The organism is Microcystis sp. M169S2 (assembly GCF_020245865.1).
In the GTDB taxonomy this organism is placed as follows: Bacteria; Cyanobacteriota; Cyanobacteriia; order Cyanobacteriales; family Microcystaceae; genus Microcystis; species Microcystis ichthyoblabe_A.
Genome location: NZ_JADBUB010000130.1, coordinates 15,781 through 34,187 on the forward strand (window position 1 = coordinate 15,781; position 18,407 = coordinate 34,187).

The following is an 18,407-nucleotide window of genomic DNA, read 5'->3' on the forward strand; positions in this document are numbered from 1 at the left end:
CTGAACTCTGATAACTGATAACTGATAACTGACTCGATTCTGGCTGCTATAGTAGAAAAGCACCCATTGCTGACGATATCTGAGGTAGATTGCCGTGACTATTGCTTTAGACCAACTGCTTACCCCCGACATTTTTCGACCAGCGCGTTATTTGGGCAACGAGTTAGGCGCTAAACATAAAGAATGGGCAAGTGCTGTGGTTCGTTGGGTGTTAACCTATCCGGAAGTGTACGAAGTGGGGGCATCTAACCTCGGCCATATTATCCTCTACAATATCCTCAATGCACAACCTCGCCAACTCTGCGATCGCACTTATTTACCCGCACCGGATTTAGCCCAAAAACTCAAACAGACAAAAACCCCCTTATTTGCCCTAGAATCCCGTCGTTGCCTCACAGATTTTGATATTCTGGGTTTTAGTCTCAGTTATGAGCTAGGAGCCACCAATATTTTAGAAATGCTCGACCTAGCGGCAATTCCCTTGACTTGGAGAGCAAGAGACTCGGGTAACTATCCGCTAATTTTTGCCGGGGGACAAACTGCCACCTCTAACCCCGAACCCTACGCCGACTTTTTTGATTTTATCGCCCTCGGTGATGGCGAAGAATTATTGCCAGAAATCGGTTTAATTTTAGAAGAAGGTAAACTAGCTAATCTAAGCAAAGAAGAACTATTGCTAGATTTAGCCCAAATTCCGGGGGTATATGTGCCGCGTTTCTACGATGTCACCCCAATCGGTGCAGTTATCCCCAATCGTGACGATGTACCGCAAAGAATTTTACGCCGGGTAGCCACTCCTATCCCAGCCTATTCTATCGGTTTAGTTCCCTTCGTCGAAACAGTCCATGATCGCCTAGTGGTGGAAATTCGTCGCGGTTGCACTCGGGGATGTCGTTTTTGTCAACCGGGGATGTTAACCCGTCCTGCGCGGGATGTGCAACCGGAAGCAGTAATCGAATCGATTGAAAAAGGAATGCGAGCGACGGGATATAATGAATTTTCTCTATTATCTCTCAGTTGCTCCGATTATCTAGCGTTACCTGCCGTGGGTATGGAGATTAAAAACCGTCTCCAGAATGAGAATATATCTCTATCCTTACCCAGTCAAAGAGTCGATCGCTTTGACGAAAATATTGCTAACATAATTGGGGGCAATCGTCAATCGGGTTTAACCTTTGCACCGGAAGCGGGAACCCAACGAATGCGCGATGTGATTAACAAAGGGTTAACCAACGAAGAATTACTCAGAGGGATAAAAACTGCTGTCGAACAGGGTTGGGATAAGGTCAAACTCTATTTTATGATTGGTTTGCCGGGGGAAACCGATGTGGATGTGATTGGTATCGCGGAAACCCTGCGTTGGTTGCGTCGGGAATGTCGTTTACCAAAGCGGAAACCCCTCGATTTTACCCTAACTATCTCTAATTTTACGCCTAAACCCCATACCCCCTTCCAGTGGCATTCCGTCTCCACGGCCGAATTTATCCGCAAACAGGAGTTACTAAGACAGGAATTCCAAGGCATGAGAGGGGTAAAAGTCAATTATACCGATGTCCGCATCTCGGCCATGGAAGATTTTATCGGTCGCGGTGACAGAAGTTTAGGGAAAGTGGTGCTGCGCGCTTGGCAATTGGGAGCCGGGATGGATGCTTGGTGGGATAATACGGAAAAAGCCTATCAAGCATGGTCACAGGCGATCGAAGAATCCGGTTTAACTTGGAAATATCGTCAGGTAGAACAGGGAGAATGGAATATTTTTGCCGATACAGACAAAGATATTTTAGAGCGTCCTTTGCCCTGGGATCATCTGGATACTGGTATCGATAAAAAATGGCTAGAGGAGGACTTAAAACGCGCTCTAGACGCGGCAACGGTTCCCGATTGTTCTTTTGAGGGTTGTTCCCATTGTGGCGTTTGTAGCGTCGATTTTGGCCATAATATCGTCATTGAAGCGCCTGCGATTCCCGCTTTTGCCGGACATTTTCAACCCAATCAAGAACGCACCCAAAGAATTCGGGTTTGGTTTGGCAAAATTGGCGAAATAGCCCTAGTTAGCCACTTGGATCTCGTGCGTTTATTTGATCGCGTCGTCCGTCGCGCTGCTATTCCCATTTCCTTTACCGGTGGATTTCACCCCGGTCCGCGCATTTCGATCGCCAATGCTTTATCCTTGGGAGCAACCAGTAGCGGTGAGATTGTCGATTTTGAATTGACAAAAGTGATGGATTTAGAGACGTTTAAACAGCAGTTAACCGCACAATTACCCGCAGATTTGCCGGTTTATCAGGTGGAAGAAATTCCCTTAAATGCTCCTGCTGCCACCCGTTTGTTGGAAAAAGCCGAGTATTTGCTCACTTTTAATAGTGAGGGAATTGACTGTCAACAGTGGCAAAATTGGATCGAGGCAATTAAGCAAGCAACGGTGATGGAACGGGAAAAAACCACCAAATCCGGCAAAAAAGTCACGATTAATCTGCGAGAACAATTATATGAATTAGAGTTAAAAACTGTTGACAAACAAGCCGTTTTGTGCTATGTGGGCAGTTGTCGCAATGATGGCACTTTACTGCAGCCCGATCATATCGTCGAGATGTTAGAAAGGGTTTCTGGCCAAGAGATTTCGCTGCTTAATTTTCATCGTCAGCGTTTGATTTTAGGAGCTTAACCATCGTAAATTGTTCCCTTTATGCTCTAACCCCAGAGAGTCAGCTAATCTTGATCGACTAATTCCAAGGAATCATCAACCAAAGCTGGCCGGTAATTTTGAACAACCAAAAGTTTCCGGCTCTATCGAACCTGTCATGTAAAACTATCAACAACTTGTGCTTGTAAAGCTTGTATACTAAGGCTTTGAGTTTTTGTTAGATTGATAATTATCAACTTTAGAGCATTGCTGGGCAGAGAGGGAGCTTGAGGAATTTTCTACAGTGTAAGTTCGGAAGAACCAAGTTTCCTAAGACACAGATTCACCTAATCAAATAAAAGGAGATGAAAATTAAAATCTGGCTGATTTCAAGCTACCGGCAATAGTCACTGATAACTGATAACTGATCACTGATAAACTTATCCCAAGGCATCGAAGATTTTAAACATAGGCAGGTACATAGAGAGAAGAATAATTCCCACCATTCCCGCAACAGCAACCATCATCAAGGGTTCAATGATACTGGTTAAAGCTTTAACGGCCTGTTCCACCTCATCTTCGTAGAAATCCGCCACTTTCATCATCATGGCATCTAATTCTCCCGTTTCCTCACCAATACTAATCATTTGAATGGCCAAAGCTGGGAAAACATTGGCTTTTTGTAGGGCCAAACTCATCATTCCCCCCTGCTGAATTTCCTCCTTAGCACCAGCGATCGTATTAGCAATTACCTGATTACCCACCGTATTACAAACTATATCAAGGGAACTCAAAATCGGGACACCAGAACGCATCAGAGTCCCAAAAACCCGGCAAAATCTAGCCACAGCCGATTTTTCATTCAAATCGCCAAAAAGGGGCATTTTAAGGAAAAACCAGTCAATTTGCAGACGACCCATCGGGGTTTTGTAATAGCGACGCAGTAAAAAAACTGTGGCAGCAATGGTGACAATCGGAATTAAAATTAACCAACTACGCATCACACCACTTAAAAAGAGCATAAATTGCGTTAAAGCTGGTAGTGGCACCTTCAAATCGGTGAAAATTTTCGCAAACACGGGAATTAAAAAGATTGTCATCCCGAAAAACACAATTACCGCCAAAATTCCCACTGCTACTGGATAGGTCATCGCTGATTTAATCTGGTTTTTCAAGCGGGCCATATCTTCCAAAAGTTTCGAGAGACGGAGCAGCACTTCATCGAGTACCCCCCCCGTCTCTCCAGCTTCGATCATACTGACATAAAGTTCATCAAAACATTCAGTATGTTTGGCCATCGCTTGCGATAACGGACTCCCTTGCTGTACGTCGGCACTAATCGCTTGTAGTGCTTTTCTCATCTTGGGATTACTGGATTGATCCGCCAAAACTCCTAAACATCTCACAATCGGCACACCAGCATTAATCATTACCGAAAATTGACGGGAAAAAACCGCTTTATCTTTGATGGAAATGCTGGCAAATATCAACTCTAAACTAGAAAGATCGATCTCTCCTCCCGCTTTTTTAACTTTACCGACGGCAGCATATTTTGCCTTCAGCATCATTCGGGCATGATCGGGAGACATAGCTTCAACTTTCTTTTGGAAAACTTTTCCAGAGCTGCTTTTAACTTGTGCGACAAAAGTAGGCATAGTACAAATCAGTTATCAGTTATCAGTTATCAGTTATCAGTTATCAGTTATCAGTTATCAGTTATCAGTTATCAGTTATCAGTTCACTGAAAAAACTTCCCACTTCCCACTCTCCTATCCCTTTTACACAGGATTTGTTATTAAATCCAGGCTTTAGTTTTGGCGTTAGCACCAGATCCGGCGACAAGACGTTGTAATTCATCGGGTTTACTACTTTTAGAAATTGCCTCTTCAAAGGATATAACACCGCTAACAACTAAATTAGCTAATCCCTGTTCCATAGTTTGCATTCCTAACTTCATCCCCGTTTGAATTGCTGAGTAAACTTGGGGGGCTTTTCCTTCGCGAATTAGGTTAGCGATCGCTGGAGTTACCACCATGATTTCCTGTACCATTGCCCGGCCAAATTCCCCCGGTTTAGGATTTTTTTTCTTGACTAGGTTTTGACTAAAAACTGCTAGTAAAGAATTGGATAACATGGCGCGAATTTGTGACTGTTGGTTAGAGGGGAAAACGTCAATGATCCGATCCACTGTTCCCGCTGCCGAGCTAGTGTGTAGGGTTCCGAAGACTAAGTGACCGGTTTCCGCCGCCGTAATTGCCAAACTAATTGTTTCTAAATCCCGCATTTCTCCCACAAGGATAATATCAGGATCTTCTCGTAAAGCAGCTCTTAATGCGTTAGCAAAACTCTTGGTATCTTCTCCTTTTTGTCGTTGGTGAAACAGGCTTTTTATATTAGGAAAAACGTATTCGATTGGGTCTTCTACAGTCAAAATGTGTTCAGACCTAGTCCGATTAATTAAGTCTAAAATTGATGCTAAAGTGGTAGTTTTACCTGAACCTGTTTGTCCAGTTACGAGAATTAATCCCCTCGGTCTTTCCGATAATTCTCGGATCACTTCTGGTAAATTTAATTGTTCAAAGTTAGGAATTTTAGATGACAAAGCGCGTAAACAAGCTGCATAAGCTCCCCTTTCTTTATACACATTGATCCTAAATCTTGCTAATCCTTTCACCCCGTATGAACAGTCTAATTCCCAATTCTGCTCTAACTCTTTTATTTGAGTATTATTGAGCATACTAAAAATCAATTTCTGACAATCTTGCGGTGTTAAAGATTCTTCATTAACCGGGATGAGTTTGCCACTAATGCGAAAATAGACCGGCGCACGGGACTGAATGTGCATATCGGAACCGCCCATCTCGACCAATTGTTCCATTAAATCTTCGATCATTAATTCCATAAGTTAAACTCCATTTATCGTATAAAGTAAAAACTGAAAAGGGGATAGGAGCCAGTCCCGATGAAAAAATTTTCACCCCCACAGGTGAAAGAGGTTTCTTTCCCTACACCCCACACCCCACACCCTACACCCTCTTTTCCGTCAGGAGACAAATTCATAATACTTTTGCCTGTTCCAGAGTTCCCCGATCACTGATCACTGAAAAACTATCTTAATAACTAAATCGTGGTTTCATACAATAGGGACAATCGAGCCATTCTGGTTGTAGTTCGGCGCGACAACCACTACAGATTAAACCGCTTTTCCGTTTAGCTTTTAATTCCGCTTCCAGACCAGAATCACTAAATGTCACCCGTTCCACCTCTTCGAGGGTGGTGTAACCCTCGCGCACCAGATTTAAACTGTAGGCTAGGAGTGTCATCATACCCTCATCGACGGCCGCCTCCTTAATGCGATCGGTGGTTGCCCCTTGGTTAATTAATTGCTGTAGTCGTTCACTATTCTGCATCACCTCATACACACCGATGCGACCTTTATAACCGCTGCCGTTACACTTAACGCAGAGATTACCCTGTCTTCGCGCCTGTTGAATTTCCGCTATGGTCAGGGTATTAGCCTTATAAAAGGTCACTTCCTGTTCATTGGCAGCGGAAAGACCAAAACGGGCCAATTCCTCTTGGGTGGGGTGATAGGCGACTCGACACTCGGTACAGACGCGCCGCACCAGACGCTGGGCCAAAATTCCCAACAGAGAACCAGAAATCATAAACGTTTCAACCCCCATCTCATCGAGACGAGCGATCGCACCTGCGGCATCGTTGGTGTGTAGGGTAGTTAAGACCAAGTGACCAGTTAAGGCGGCCTCGATCGCTGTTTTAGCCGTTTCCTTGTCCCTAGTTTCTCCCACCAGAATCACATCCGGGTCTTGTCGCATGAAGGCCCGCAGAATCGAGGCGAAATCCATGCCTTTTTCGCGAATTACCTGCACCTGGGTGATGCCCGGTAGAGAATATTCGATCGGATCTTCGACGGTACTGATATTGACCCCAGGGTCATTTCTTTCCGCTAACACCGAGTATAAAGTGGTGGATTTCCCCGAACCGGTGGGGCCTGTCACCAGCAACAGACCAAAAGGATGACTGGCCAGGTCCCGGACGATTTGCAGGGTCTTTTGATCGGTGATTAGTTTATCTAAACCCAACTGGGTAGAGGAGTTATCGAGAATCCGTAAACAGACTTTTTCCCCGTAGCGACTGGGCAGGGTATTAACCCGAAAATCCACTTTCCGCCCTTGATAAATCCGCCGAATTTTACCATCTTGGGGAAGACGACGTTCGGCGATATCGAGATCGGCCATGATTTTAAAACGGGCAGTGACCGCCGGGGTAATTCTTTTCGGCAGTGGGTCAAAAGCTTGATGAAGAACTCCATCTTTGCGAAAGCGAATTTTCAGGAATTCGTCCTGGGGTTCGATGTGAATATCGGAAGTCCCTTCCTGTAGGGCTTTAGCTAGAATTTTATTGACCAGGTTGATGACGGGGGCTTGATTAGCGTCTCCTTCTCCGAGATCATCGGCCACTTCATCGTCAGCACCAGAGACCACCTCAATACTGGCGACAATATCGGTGAGATCCGAGAGTTTTTCCAGTTCTTTTTCTTTTTCGAGTCTGGCTTTTTCCTTTTCTAGTTCCGGTTGGGCCCAGTGGAATTTTTCCAGTAATCTTTCGTAATCTTCGCTGGTAATCACTAAACGCTGTAAACCTAACTCCCTGGGGCGGAGAATACGATTAATATCGTCCGTAGCCTCTAGGTTGTCGGGATCGACCATGGCTATCAAAATTGAAGCCGGCTCTCCTTCGATTCGACGCAGAGGGATGAGACGATAGCGACGACAAAGATCGATCGGAATCAAAGAATCGATCAGCCTGGCTATTTCTAGTCCATCCACATCGCTCAATTCGGGGTCGAGGGATTCGACTCCGTAGAGAATTTTTAGTTCAAATAACTGGTTTTTCTTATACTGTCGCTGTAAATCCGGGGGCAAAGGCCGCCCGGTTAGTTTTTGTAATATTTCTACTAGCGATCGTCCCGATTTCCGTGTTTCCACCAGGGCCTGTTGCATTTGCTCGGCACCGATATAGCCCGACTGCACCAACTTGTTACCAAAGGGGGAAAAGTAATTGCGTAGGGCAACAGCACGGGTTTTCTTGGAAGAAAATGTCATAGACGATTCCTAACCTCTCCACTACCCTTTAATCTTCCCAATTTTACTTAGAAAACTGCATTCTAGCAAAAATTTTTCTAGATCACTGATTATCTATCGGGGGCGATTATATCTAGTTACGGATCTTGTCCACAAAATGTTACATTAATGGTTAAACCTTGATTATTAGCTGGTACTTAAAGACCAAAATCAGCATTAAATGGTCATATATTGCCAAATTCCCCACTAAAATCCTATACCATGAGTGCAGAACCAAATACCTCAGCAATTTTCGACGAAAACCAAGAATCCTTTTCTAATTCCCCTGAATCTCTTGCCACCGAATCAGAAACCAGTGTCACCGATGAAGCCAAAACGGTGACGGACCAGGCCGCCTCTAGCGAGGGATTTTCCCTTCTAGACGGAATGACTATCGATTTTCTAAAAGAGGAAATCGACACTCTCAAACAGCAGTTAGAGGAACAAACCCAACAGGTTGATGCCTACAAGAAACGCTATATCACTCTAGCAGCCGAGTTCGACAATTTTCGCAAACGCACAGAGAAAGAAAAAGAGGAACTGGAAACAAAAATCAAGGGCAAAACCCTGATGGAAATTCTTGGTGTGGTGGATAATTTTGAGCGCGCCAGGACTCAAATTAAACCGGCCGATGATGGCGAGATGGGTATTCACAAAAGCTACCAAGGGGTCTATAAAACCTTAGTGGACAGTCTCAAGCGTTTAGGCGTTTCCCCCATGCGTCCGGAAGGTCAACCCTTTGATCCCAGCTACCACGAAGCGATGATGCGGGAGTACACCGATGAACATCCCGAAGGCACAGTGGTGGAGCAGTTAGTGCGGGGATACACTCTCGGAGAACAGGTTTTGCGTCATGCTTTGGTAAAAGTGGCCGCCCCCAAAGAGGCGGATCCTAACGCTGATCAGTCAGAATCTCCTTCCATTCCATCCCAGGAATCAGTCTAAAATTCCGATGGGGATTAAACTGGTTTGAGGGTTAGGTATTAGCCAGTAGGGTCTGTATTCCCTCCCTATCACCTATCCCTCATCCCCGCTCAGAGACTTTTTCTCTCTTGACCGATTTATCTTTTAATTAAAAATGCTTCTATACCCAAGGCTTTTGCCCCTTGGTAATCTTCTTTTTTACTATCGCCAATATGCCAAGCTTGCGCAGGGGGACAATCATGTTTTTGCAGGGCAATTTGAAAAATTTCAGCATCTGGTTTAGCTGCTCCTGTCTGGGAAGAAATCGTGATCGATCGAAAAAAATATTCTAAGCCTAATTCGGCCAAAACTTGATAGATACGACTATCAAAATTAGAAATAATGCCCAACTCGATCCCCTGAATCTGCCAGAGTCTTAAAGCGGGAATGACATCCTCGTACAGCACCCAAGGCTCGGCCGTGGCAAAATGATGGTAAAGTTCGCTAAAAAAAGCCTCAAAATCGGGAAATCTTTCCAGATAACCTAAATTATTAAAAACTGCCCCAGTCAGCGATCGCCACCAGCGATACTCTAACTCAGGAATTTGTGCCGTTTCAACGTCAGGAAAAGCTAGGGGGGGAGAAGTGGGGAAAATAGCCGAGAAAGACTGTTCTAGGCTCTCGGCCGACACCTCTACCCCAAAATCTGCCGCTATTTGACTATAAATTGCTCCTACACTGTCTTTTACCCCAAAAAGGGTACCCACAGCATCGAGAAAAATAACTTGCGGTTTCTGCATAAGAGTTTTGTTTATAAAGGTTTTCTTGACTGACGACCGGTGATTACCATCGAACTGAGGTTTTTAGGGTCAGCCCTCTAGGTGACCTAAAAAACCTAACAATTGCTTATTTTAAAGGATTATGACCGAAATTCTCGGATCACTTGCCAAACCCTTAACACCTCTGCCACCGTCCATGCTTGGGCAAAAGCTCCCCTAGGGGTAAAAGGAGCATTACCATCAAAAATTTCGCTTAAATTACCGATACAGCTATCCCGAAGATGGTCAATCATCGGTGTTAAAAAACTCTCGGCTAGGATGGGATCGCGATAGACTTTTAGATGGGCTTCGATAAATGCCCCTAATAACCATCCCCAGACTGTCCCCTGATGGTAGGCACTATCTCTTTTTAAGCGATCGCCACTGTAAACGCCACGGTAATCAGGATGATCCACATCTAGCGATCGCAAACCGCGAGAAGTCAACAATTTTAAAGCACAAATATCGACAATGGCCTTTTTCTGTGGGGAATTTAATAACTCCTCCACCGACAAGCACACGGCAAAAAGTTGATTCGGTCGTAAACTGGCATCATTGCCCTTGTCCGTATCTAAAACATCGTAACAATACCCCAGAGAATCATCCCAGAAGCGAGAGAACCCTTTTAGGGTCATTTTTCTCATTTTTTCGTAATCAGTGGCATCCATGCCCAAATAATGGGCAAATTGAACCATTATTTTTAGGGCATTGAACCAAAGAGCATTAATTTCTACGGGTTTGCCGACGCGGGGAGTAATCACCAGATCATCAACTTTGGCATCCATCCAAGTTAACTGTACTCCCGCTTCGCCAGCATAGATCAAACCATCGTCATCTAGGTGAATATTGTAGCGAGTACCGCGACGAAACCAAGCGATCACTTCCGTTAAAGCGGGATAAATAGTTCTGAGAAACTCAAAATCTTGGCTTTGGTTAAAATAGGAACGAATGGCTTCAAAATACCAAAGAATAGCATCGACAGCGTTATATTCGGGCATTTCTCCGCCATCGGGCAGTAAATTCGGCAATAAACCCCGGTCTAGATAACGGGAAAAAGTTAGTAAAATCTGACGGGCGATCGCAGGTCTGCCTGTAGTCAAAGTTAATCCTCTTAGGGAGATCATCGTATCGCGACCCCAATCACCAAACCAAGGATAACCCGCGATTATCGTTTTGCCATCCGGTTGATCCCGGAGAGGACGACTAACGATAAACTGGTCAGCAGCAAGGGTAAGTTGTTGAATCCATGGGGGCTGCTGGGGATTAATCAGACTATTCTCGTAGCGATAGCGAGACTCTAGAGAAGATTGACCGTCTAAACTGGGATCGGGACGGGTACTAGCGGCAATTGTCACCGATTCTCCCACTTTAAGAGTAGCCGAAAAACTGGCGGCATGAAGATGATTTTCCCGATCGATTAAACCACGATAACGTTCCACGGCCAAATCAAAGCGATAATACCAGATATGAGCGGGAAAAACCTCTCCTTGACTGATTAATAGATAAAAAGGTACAGCATGGTCATAGGCAATCACTCTTACTCCTTTTTCCAGAGGACTAATATCCATTTGCCAGTTAAAACTCTGGGTATTGCCGTGAAAATCACGATAATTGACAAAAGCAGTGAGATTCAGGGTTAAAGGAGAATTGCCGCGAAGGTAGGTATAGCGAGTATAGGTGGTATTTTCTCCCGGTTCCATCCAGATACGCTTTTCTAGTAAGGCATCCCCACAGATAAAAGTCCAGACGGGAATTGTCCCTTCCAGATGAAAACTTTCGATATTAATATAGCCTTGTGGTTCGATCGTAGCACCTAACCAGCGATTGCTGGCCAGATGATAGAGTTTCTGGTTATATTGTACCGATTCATCGATTTTAGTCACTAGAAGCGTTCTTTGCGTCGGTGGAGCCAAAGCAGCGATCAACAGGCCATGATAACAGCGAGTTAGCAATCCGGCCACGGTTCCCGCAGCAAAACCACCGATACCATTAGTGACTAACCATTCCCGCTTTTCAGCCACCAGCAGACAATTACAGATATCCCGACCGAAACGGAGCTTGACCATGAGCTTCCCAATTCCTAGTAATTTTGTTATAATCAAAAATTGTGTCTTTATATCTATAGAGTAACTCTATCTTAAGGAGAAAAATCAGCAGTGAGTAAACGTACTTTAGAAGGAACCACGCGCAAACAGAAGCGCACTTCCGGATTTAGAGCGAGAATGCGTAGCGTCAACGGACGTAAAGTGATTAAAGCTCGTCGGAAAAGAGGGCGCTATCGTTTAAGTGTTTAGGTTATTCTGGGAACCGACTAATTTTCGTGGGACTACCCCAAATTCATCGCTTAAAACATCGACAGGATTTTCAAGCTGTCTATGGAACAGGGAAGCGTTATCACGGTTCCCACTTAACCTTAATTAGTTTAGAGGATTCTTGCCTAGATACCCCCGAACCGAGTCGTTTTGGTATCTCGATTAGCAAGAAAGTTAGTAAAAAAGCGGTGGTTCGTAATCGACTAAAAAGGCAAATACGAGCGGTAATTCGGGAGTTATTGCCAGAAATAGCGACAGGATGGCGAGGGATAATCATTATCCGTCCAGGGGCGATCGAGTGCAATTATGAACATTTTTTGCGAGAATTAAAGCAGTTGTTAGTGAAGGCTAATATAATTCATGGGCATTAAAGAAGAAACTTTTTATGAAGGCGGTCCGCACATCGGCGACCTAATCATCAATATCCTGCTAGGATTTACGGTGATTTGTTTACCTTTAACCGTTGGGGCAATAGTACGGGCAATCTGGTTAAGATATAAGATAACCGATCGGCGGATTTCGATCACTGGGGGTTGGATGGGACGCGATCGCACAGATATTATCTATTCAGAAGTGGCAAAAGTGGCAAAAATGCCGAGAGGAATTGGTCTTTGGGGGGATATTGTCGTAACTCTCAAGGATAGAAGTCGTTTAGAAATGCGCGCGATGCCGAAATTTCGGGAAATTCATGACTATATTGCCGAAAGAGTCGCCGATAAAACCGGTCGTCCCCTAGAATCGATCATCAGTCAATAAAACAAAATAATCGATCGCCGAGATTCGATAAATTAGATTTGTCAAAGTGAACCCCTATTAAACGAGAAGGCATAGATTAAACCCATGGATTTTGGAGTCGGATTTATTTCCACAAATATCATGTTGCCAATCCTAGATTTTTTCTTTCGGATTGTGCATAGTTACGGTTTCGCCATCATTGCTTTAACGCTGGTGGTCAGATTTGCCGTCTTTCCCCTCAGTGCCGGCCAGATTCGCAATATGAGAAAAATGCGAATCACTCAACCCTTAATGAAGGAAAGACAGACAGAAATTCAACAACGCTACAAAAATGACCCCCAAAAACAACAGGAGGAAATGGGCAAATTAATGCAGGAGTTGGGCAATCCCCTAGCGGGTTGTTTACCCCTGTTATTACAAATGCCGATTCTTTTGGCTTTATTTGCGACGCTGCGGGGTTCCCCCTTCTCGGATATTAACTATACCGTCGATTTACAAGTGCTGCCAAGCGAACAAATCGCCCTCGTGCAGCGTCAACCCTATGGCACCAAACCCCAAAACGTTTATATTGACGAGTCTCTCCACTATCCCATCACTGCTTTTTTACCCCAAGGCAATAAAATCGCCCCGGGAGAACAGCTAAAAATCGACCTGCAAAACGACCAGGGCAAGTCTTTAAGCCAATTAGCCACGGAAGCACCCGAAAATAACCTAAAACCCACCTACGAGGTGGTTAAAGGTCAAGAACTGGTGCAGGTGAATGAAGACGGTTCCATCGTCGCTTTAGCCCCCGGAGATGCCAGTATTAAAGTTATCGTGCCGGGGATTGCCGCTAATACGGGTTTTCTCTTTATTGAGGCCCTGGGAAGAATTGGGGCAACCGGTGCCAATGGTGAAATTCACTGGGATATCTTGGCGATGGTGATCGCTTTCGGCGTTAGTATCTATGTTAACCAAGAGTTATCCGGCGCCGGTGCGCCTTCGGGGGGAGCAGCCCAACAACAACAAACGGTGAATAAAATCACCCCGATAATTTTTAGTATGATGTTCCTGTTTTTCCCCTTACCGGCGGGGGTATTGATGTATATCTTAACTGCGAACATCTTCCAAACTATTCAAACGGTGATTTTAATGCGGGAACCGTTACCGGAAAACCTGCAAAAATTGGTAGCGGAACAGGAAAAAACGGAAAAATCCCGCGATGCTCTCCCCTTTGAAAAACGTTCTAGCAAGAAAAAGGAAAAAACATCGTAATGAGTATATGGGAGCAAAATAGCGAGAAAGCTAAACAATGGCTGGAAAAACTGCTAAAGTTGATGGCCATGCCCGCAGATGTCCAGATTGGTGTGCAGGAATTGGGAACTGGACCTTCCTCCTGTTGGTTAATTATTGATAGTAGTCAATTGAGTCCCCAACAAGTGGAACTCCTCCTCGCTAACAAGGGTGAGGGACTAGATGCGATTCAATCCCTAGCTAATACGATTCTAAATATTGGTGTCGAGTCGGCAGAACATCAGTTCTATATTGTCGAAATCAACGGCTATCGTCAACAAAGACAGTCAGAACTTTTCGACTGGGTGAATCAAGCGGCGACGCAAGTGCGGCAAACAGGACAGGAAATAGAATTAAAAGCCCTATCTTCGGCGGAACGTCGCCAAATTCATGCCTTTTTTCAGGAAGAAAACGATTTAACCACGGAAAGTCGCGGCGTGGAACCCGATCGCCGGTTAGTAATTCGTTTAAAGTAGGATCAAAGGGTGGGGTAAAACCTGCCCTCTTTTTTATTTTAGGCTTTAGCCTTCTTGCTCACTCTAAAATTGAGTTGAGAATTACCACAGCCAGGGAGATATAAAATTAGAAAATCCGACCACCTCGACGGTTGGGGGCTAAACCACGATTACTGGGTGTAAAGCAGTAGGCATCGCGATTGATTCGTCGAATATTCTCTTGTAAAAATCGATCACAATTGCCCTCTGGAACGATAATTGTTTGATAGAGCGATTTTCCCGATAGATTACTATAGTAAGGAATCCAAAGAATACCCAGATTTTGAAATCCATATTTGAAGTGTAGTTCTTCCCCGCGTTTCTTTGCTTCGTATTCGGTCTTCCAAGCTGACTCGGCAATTACTCGCAGACCTTCAAAATCGGCACTGTGCCAGTCAAGACGTGGAGCAGCGAAAACCTCACCGAAAAATGTACTCGAAAATGCCATGCACATCATCAATAAAGTGATTTCTTTTCTGATATTCACGAAAAATAGCCCCTGTTTTGAGTAGGAATGAAGGACAGTTATCATTTTAGTGGGCTTTACTATTGATAACTGAAATATTTTTTATTTTAACCTCAGTTCGAGATAAGCCGAAACCCTAATTTTACCGTAGCCAGTCAGTCCTATTCTTTCCTGAAAGTCATGGCAAGATCTGCTTAACCCGAACTGACGTTATTTTAGCCAGATATCTCCTTTCTCTTCTGTCTTTTCGCCTGTTTTTGCTCTCAAAGCTCTGGCAGCCAAAATTTTGTCATCGATTGACGTTGTTAATAGTGGGATTAACTCCCCATCGAACTTTAAAAACACCCCACACCCTACCCCCACGAAAAACTTTTTGCTGCAAACTCTAGTTAATAACTTAACTTCAGAGCATTTACTGGTACATCATCCCAAGATTCTACGGTTCTTAAAACTGCCACCCACCCCGCTTGTTTTTGTTCGTCCGTAAGACTGGTTAACCAACTTTGATGACAATCTTTTGCCGCTTGTTCGTCTTGACAGGCAATGCAAGCTTGTACTAAACCGCAGGGGTCAATCTGTTCATTTACCCAAATAATCATAGTTAATAGCCCTACTTAACTTTACTATTATAATCCATCGATCGCCCACAGAGAAACTTTTGATATTGATAACCTGTTACATAATTGGAGGATAACTCTGAAGGTTGACAGTCCGATAAATCTATTGAAGAATGGAAATTAATTAACCATAATTCAAAAGGAAGAGAAGATGACAGATTAAAATTTGGCTTTTGTTCTGGGTTAACTAAGAGAAACTTAGGGTTTTTATCGGGAAATTTTTGGTTAAATTCCCAAGCAATTCCCATCATTTCTCCCACCTGCACCAAACTCCTATAGCTAGTGGCAATTACTAACGGATAACGGCTATTATTTTCGATAGTGGTAACTAATTTATCTGGGCGATAATACTTACGATAGCCTAAATTAAAAGTCACACTTAGGGAACTAACTAAAGCCATGATAATTACAATAATTACTATTCTTTTCCGCTTCCTTTGCCAACAATTATCTAATAAAATTGCCAGAATTAAAATTACTGAGGGAAAGTAAACAAAACTATATCTAGCTCCCCGGGTAATATCGATCGAAAGCAGATAAGTTATGACAAAGAAAATGGCAATTGAACTGAGAAAAAATGCCGAGAGAATGCCTAATTCTGGTTTATAGGAGTCTAGCCACGCTGTTTTTAATTGTGGGATAATCCAGAGAAAAAAACCGATCATTATTGCCCCAGAAATCAAAATAATTATTAAAGATTCTGATTCAACGGGGAGCAGGGAAAGCATAGTTATTAATGTTCCCAGCAATTGAAAAAAGGGGCTAATTACGGCTAAAAAACTATCATTGTCTCTCTGAATCCAACCAGTCATCTGATTGCCATAATCTTTGGGTACAAAGCTGATAAACCAAATAATAATAAAGCTCAAGTTACCTAAAAAAACTAAACTTAAACGCCACCAATTAGTTATCCAAAAGTTTTTTTGTTTGATTTGATTGGATAAAATCCATAATAAAGTTATTGCCTCTGCGAGGATAGTTAAACTAAAAAAATAGTGAACTAATAACCCTAGACAGTTGACAATTAACCAGAAAAAAACCAAAGTATGGGATATTCTCTTATGGTCGATAATTTTGCTGCTTGCCCTCAGAAAACAGCCTAAAGATATGAGGACAAATACAACCGCTAAAGTATAATGACGCGCTTCTTGGGAGATAAAAACCGCGTAGGGAGAAACCGCCATTAAAATCGCCGACAGAAAAGCGATCGAGCCAGATTTAAAGACCAATTTACTGATAAAATAAATTAGAGGAATCGAAATAACTCCCCAAAATACTGCCAGCGATCGCATTCCTTCTAAAGATACATATTCTCCCCGATCAAAAAATAATTTATTCCAGAAATAGGCGAAAATAAAATATAAAGGTGGATGATTGTCCTCCTGAATAACTAATTTAATTACATCGGCAATAGTTGCCTGATGGTTGCTCTGGAGAGGTGCTAATAAGGTGTCTAGGGAAATTATTTGATTTAACGGCACTATCTGGTAATTATTGCCAATACTAAAAACCATAGTGGCAAATTCATCCGTCCAGGGAGGTTTGCTCGTTAATTGTGTTAACCTAATAACCAGTCCCAAAATTATTACTAATCCCAACCAGCAAAAATCAGACCAAGCTAACCGCTCCTTGCCTTTTTGTTGTAGATTAGAAATGACTGTAGATAAATTCAATTTAATTGTTATCTCCAAAAGATTCGATTATTTTAACCGCTTCCGATGGAGAAATATCTTGACGGCAATTAGGATAATCATACTCCTCCCGGGCAATTAATGCCCCACTGAGACGATAAAAATATTCTCCCATTTTCATCCAATCGGAATACAGATCGGGTTCGGGGAATTGTTGCCTTAATTCCGAGTCTTTGGGTGTACCATAATTGAGCCAGTATCCTTCTCCAAAGAGTGGGGAATTGAGCGCTAGGGTTCCCTCTAATTCTAAACCATCATCGCCCCCGGCGTTTTCGATTCCTTCCACCAAAAAACAGCTATTCTCGGCATTTTCAAAGAGGACTGCGTATCCTTTCCTCTCTTCTGCGAGGATTTTAATCTCGCTCAGACGAAATCCAGGAGGGATATAGTTAGGTAAAATAATCTTAGCATCTAGCGATCGCAGTTGTTGGCGTTGACTGGCGCTCAAAGTTACCGTTTCTGCTCTCAAATATTGCCCATTGTCAATAATAACAATAGATAATCCTAAAACTAAAGGCCAGAAAAATTTTATGGTCATAATCGCGGTTTCTAAGGTCATATTCTGGAGAATATCTGAGTTTTTAGGCAATTTACTGATTATTTAACCAGATTAATGACGAATATTGCCCTTTTCCTGTTCCCGATTCCCTATCTACCGATTCTAATCGACAAAAAATCATAGCTTGTCTGTGGATTCCACTTTTTTCCACTTCTGTCACCCGGAATTATGGGACTGACATCACCCCAAACCCTCTCGTATTCTAAGGTTATCGACAGGAAAGAGAGGTAACAACCATGTTAGTCAGCCGCCAAAATCCAACTTTTGTCCGTAACTACTTAATCGCAGTTATCTCCGTGGTGATGATGGGTGTGGGAGTTGCCGATCTCGTCAATAATCCCTCCCGAATCGCTCAACAAAACCGTCTTGATGGTTATGGTCGCTATGTTAGCGCTGGTTTGGTTAGCGGTGCGGTCAATAATATGCGTTAATTTGCCTCTGATTCTCAATCCTGTTGAAAAGGTGTGGCTCTCCCAGGTTTGGTGGGTAAAATGTATTCTAAGATACATTACTCCTAGCGAGGGAGTGGAGCGAACCACAAAGACACAAAGGACACAAAGATCGATCCTATGTAAGTTAAACTTATCACACAGAACCTAGAAGAGCCAAGGTGTGGGGGAGTGGGTAGTTTTTTCAGTGATCAGTAAACAGTGATCAGTAAACAGTGAACTAATAACTCAAATCTGAAAACTAATAACTAATAACTGATAACTGATAACTGATAACTGATAACTGATAACTGATAACTGATAACTGATAACTGATAACTGATA

General features: G+C 43.4%; 18 protein-coding genes. 9 read left to right on the forward strand and 9 right to left on the reverse strand.

The window, feature by feature from the left end:
* Positions 1 to 94: 94 nt before the first annotated feature.
* Entirely contained in the window at positions 95 to 2,665 is a 2,571-nt protein-coding gene (locus IM485_RS13595) for a TIGR03960 family B12-binding radical SAM protein (RefSeq protein WP_104396085.1), read from the forward strand.
* 398 nt (positions 2,666 to 3,063) lie between these two features.
* Here the strand turns inward: IM485_RS13595 and IM485_RS13600 are convergent, their stop codons facing one another.
* Both IM485_RS13600 and IM485_RS13605 read right to left on the reverse strand, forming a co-directional pair.
* Positions 3,064 to 4,278, reverse strand: coding sequence for a type II secretion system F family protein (locus tag IM485_RS13600; protein WP_104396084.1), 1,215 nt, complete (start codon positions 4,276 to 4,278; stop codon positions 3,064 to 3,066).
* A 140-nt stretch (positions 4,279 to 4,418) separates the two neighbouring features.
* Positions 4,419 to 5,525: a type IV pilus twitching motility protein PilT gene (locus IM485_RS13605; protein WP_104396083.1), complete on the reverse strand. Its 1,107-nt coding sequence runs from the start codon at positions 5,523 to 5,525 to the stop codon at positions 4,419 to 4,421.
* Between the two features lie 60 nt (positions 5,526 to 5,585).
* On the opposite strand from IM485_RS13605, the gene IM485_RS13610 reads away from it, so the two are divergent.
* Positions 5,586 to 5,720, forward strand: coding sequence for a hypothetical protein (locus tag IM485_RS13610; protein WP_287743724.1), 135 nt, complete (start codon positions 5,586 to 5,588; stop codon positions 5,718 to 5,720).
* A gap of 16 nt (positions 5,721 to 5,736) precedes the next feature.
* Here IM485_RS13610 and IM485_RS13615 read toward each other — a convergent pair whose 3' ends face one another.
* On the reverse strand, positions 5,737 to 7,749 hold the full coding sequence (locus tag IM485_RS13615) for a GspE/PulE family protein (protein ID WP_104396082.1): 2,013 nt from the start codon (positions 7,747 to 7,749) through the stop codon (positions 5,737 to 5,739).
* 240 nt (positions 7,750 to 7,989) lie between these two features.
* Between IM485_RS13615 and grpE the strand changes: the two genes are divergently transcribed.
* Entirely contained in the window at positions 7,990 to 8,712 is a 723-nt protein-coding gene (gene grpE / locus IM485_RS13620) for a nucleotide exchange factor GrpE (RefSeq protein WP_104396081.1), read from the forward strand.
* Between the two features lie 116 nt (positions 8,713 to 8,828).
* On the opposite strand, the gene IM485_RS13625 is transcribed toward grpE, so the two are convergent.
* Positions 8,829 to 9,470, reverse strand: a complete 642-nt coding sequence (locus IM485_RS13625; RefSeq protein ID WP_104396080.1) for an HAD-IA family hydrolase — start codon at positions 9,468 to 9,470, stop codon at positions 8,829 to 8,831.
* A gap of 119 nt (positions 9,471 to 9,589) precedes the next feature.
* On the reverse strand, positions 9,590 to 11,554 hold the full coding sequence (locus IM485_RS13630) for an amylo-alpha-1,6-glucosidase (RefSeq protein WP_287743728.1): 1,965 nt from the start codon (positions 11,552 to 11,554) through the stop codon (positions 9,590 to 9,592).
* Positions 11,555 to 11,644: 90 nt separating this feature from the next.
* Between IM485_RS13630 and rpmH the strand changes: the two genes are divergently transcribed.
* The 5 genes from rpmH (at position 11,645) to IM485_RS13655 (ending at position 14,283) form a co-directional block, all read left to right on the forward strand.
* The gene (gene rpmH / locus IM485_RS13635; protein WP_002739276.1) at positions 11,645 to 11,782 is read left to right on the forward strand and encodes a 50S ribosomal protein L34; all 138 of its coding nucleotides are present in this window, start codon (positions 11,645 to 11,647) and stop codon (positions 11,780 to 11,782) included.
* Positions 11,783 to 11,808: 26 nt separating this feature from the next.
* Positions 11,809 to 12,171, forward strand: coding sequence for a ribonuclease P protein component (gene rnpA, locus IM485_RS13640; RefSeq protein WP_104396078.1), 363 nt, complete (start codon positions 11,809 to 11,811; stop codon positions 12,169 to 12,171).
* Positions 12,161 to 12,556 (forward strand): PH domain-containing protein, encoded by a 396-nt coding sequence (locus tag IM485_RS13645; RefSeq protein ID WP_104396077.1) that lies wholly within the window; start codon positions 12,161 to 12,163, stop codon positions 12,554 to 12,556. The genes rnpA and IM485_RS13645 overlap by 11 nt, the downstream gene beginning before the upstream one ends.
* 84 nt (positions 12,557 to 12,640) lie before the next feature.
* The gene (gene yidC / locus IM485_RS13650) at positions 12,641 to 13,789 is read left to right on the forward strand and encodes a membrane protein insertase YidC (protein ID WP_287743733.1); all 1,149 of its coding nucleotides are present in this window, start codon (positions 12,641 to 12,643) and stop codon (positions 13,787 to 13,789) included.
* Positions 13,789 to 14,283 (forward strand): Jag family protein, encoded by a 495-nt coding sequence (locus tag IM485_RS13655; RefSeq protein WP_002742607.1) that lies wholly within the window; start codon positions 13,789 to 13,791, stop codon positions 14,281 to 14,283. Before yidC ends, IM485_RS13655 begins: the two co-directional genes overlap by 1 nt.
* A 106-nt stretch (positions 14,284 to 14,389) precedes the next feature.
* Here IM485_RS13655 and IM485_RS13660 read toward each other — a convergent pair whose 3' ends face one another.
* The 4 genes from IM485_RS13660 to IM485_RS13675 all read right to left on the reverse strand — a co-directional run bounded on the left by IM485_RS13660 (position 14,390) and on the right by IM485_RS13675 (position 17,634).
* Entirely contained in the window at positions 14,390 to 14,788 is a 399-nt protein-coding gene (locus IM485_RS13660; RefSeq protein WP_104396289.1) for a hypothetical protein, read from the reverse strand.
* A 368-nt stretch (positions 14,789 to 15,156) separates the two neighbouring features.
* Positions 15,157 to 15,366 carry a hypothetical protein gene (locus tag IM485_RS13665; protein ID WP_002739214.1) on the reverse strand — a complete coding sequence of 70 codons (210 nt, stop codon included), beginning with the start codon at positions 15,364 to 15,366 and terminating at the stop codon, positions 15,157 to 15,159.
* 11 nt (positions 15,367 to 15,377) lie between these two features.
* Positions 15,378 to 17,057 (reverse strand): glycosyltransferase family 39 protein, encoded by a 1,680-nt coding sequence (locus tag IM485_RS13670; RefSeq protein ID WP_287743736.1) that lies wholly within the window; start codon positions 17,055 to 17,057, stop codon positions 15,378 to 15,380.
* Position 17,058: 1 nt separating this feature from the next.
* Positions 17,059 to 17,634, reverse strand: coding sequence for a hypothetical protein (locus tag IM485_RS13675; RefSeq protein WP_287743739.1), 576 nt, complete (start codon positions 17,632 to 17,634; stop codon positions 17,059 to 17,061).
* 236 nt (positions 17,635 to 17,870) lie between these two features.
* Between IM485_RS13675 and IM485_RS13680 the strand changes: the two genes are divergently transcribed.
* Complete coding sequence (locus IM485_RS13680) at positions 17,871 to 18,065, forward strand: hypothetical protein (protein ID WP_287743741.1); 195 nt, start codon at positions 17,871 to 17,873, stop codon at positions 18,063 to 18,065.
* The last annotated feature ends 342 nt before the right edge of the window (positions 18,066 to 18,407 follow it).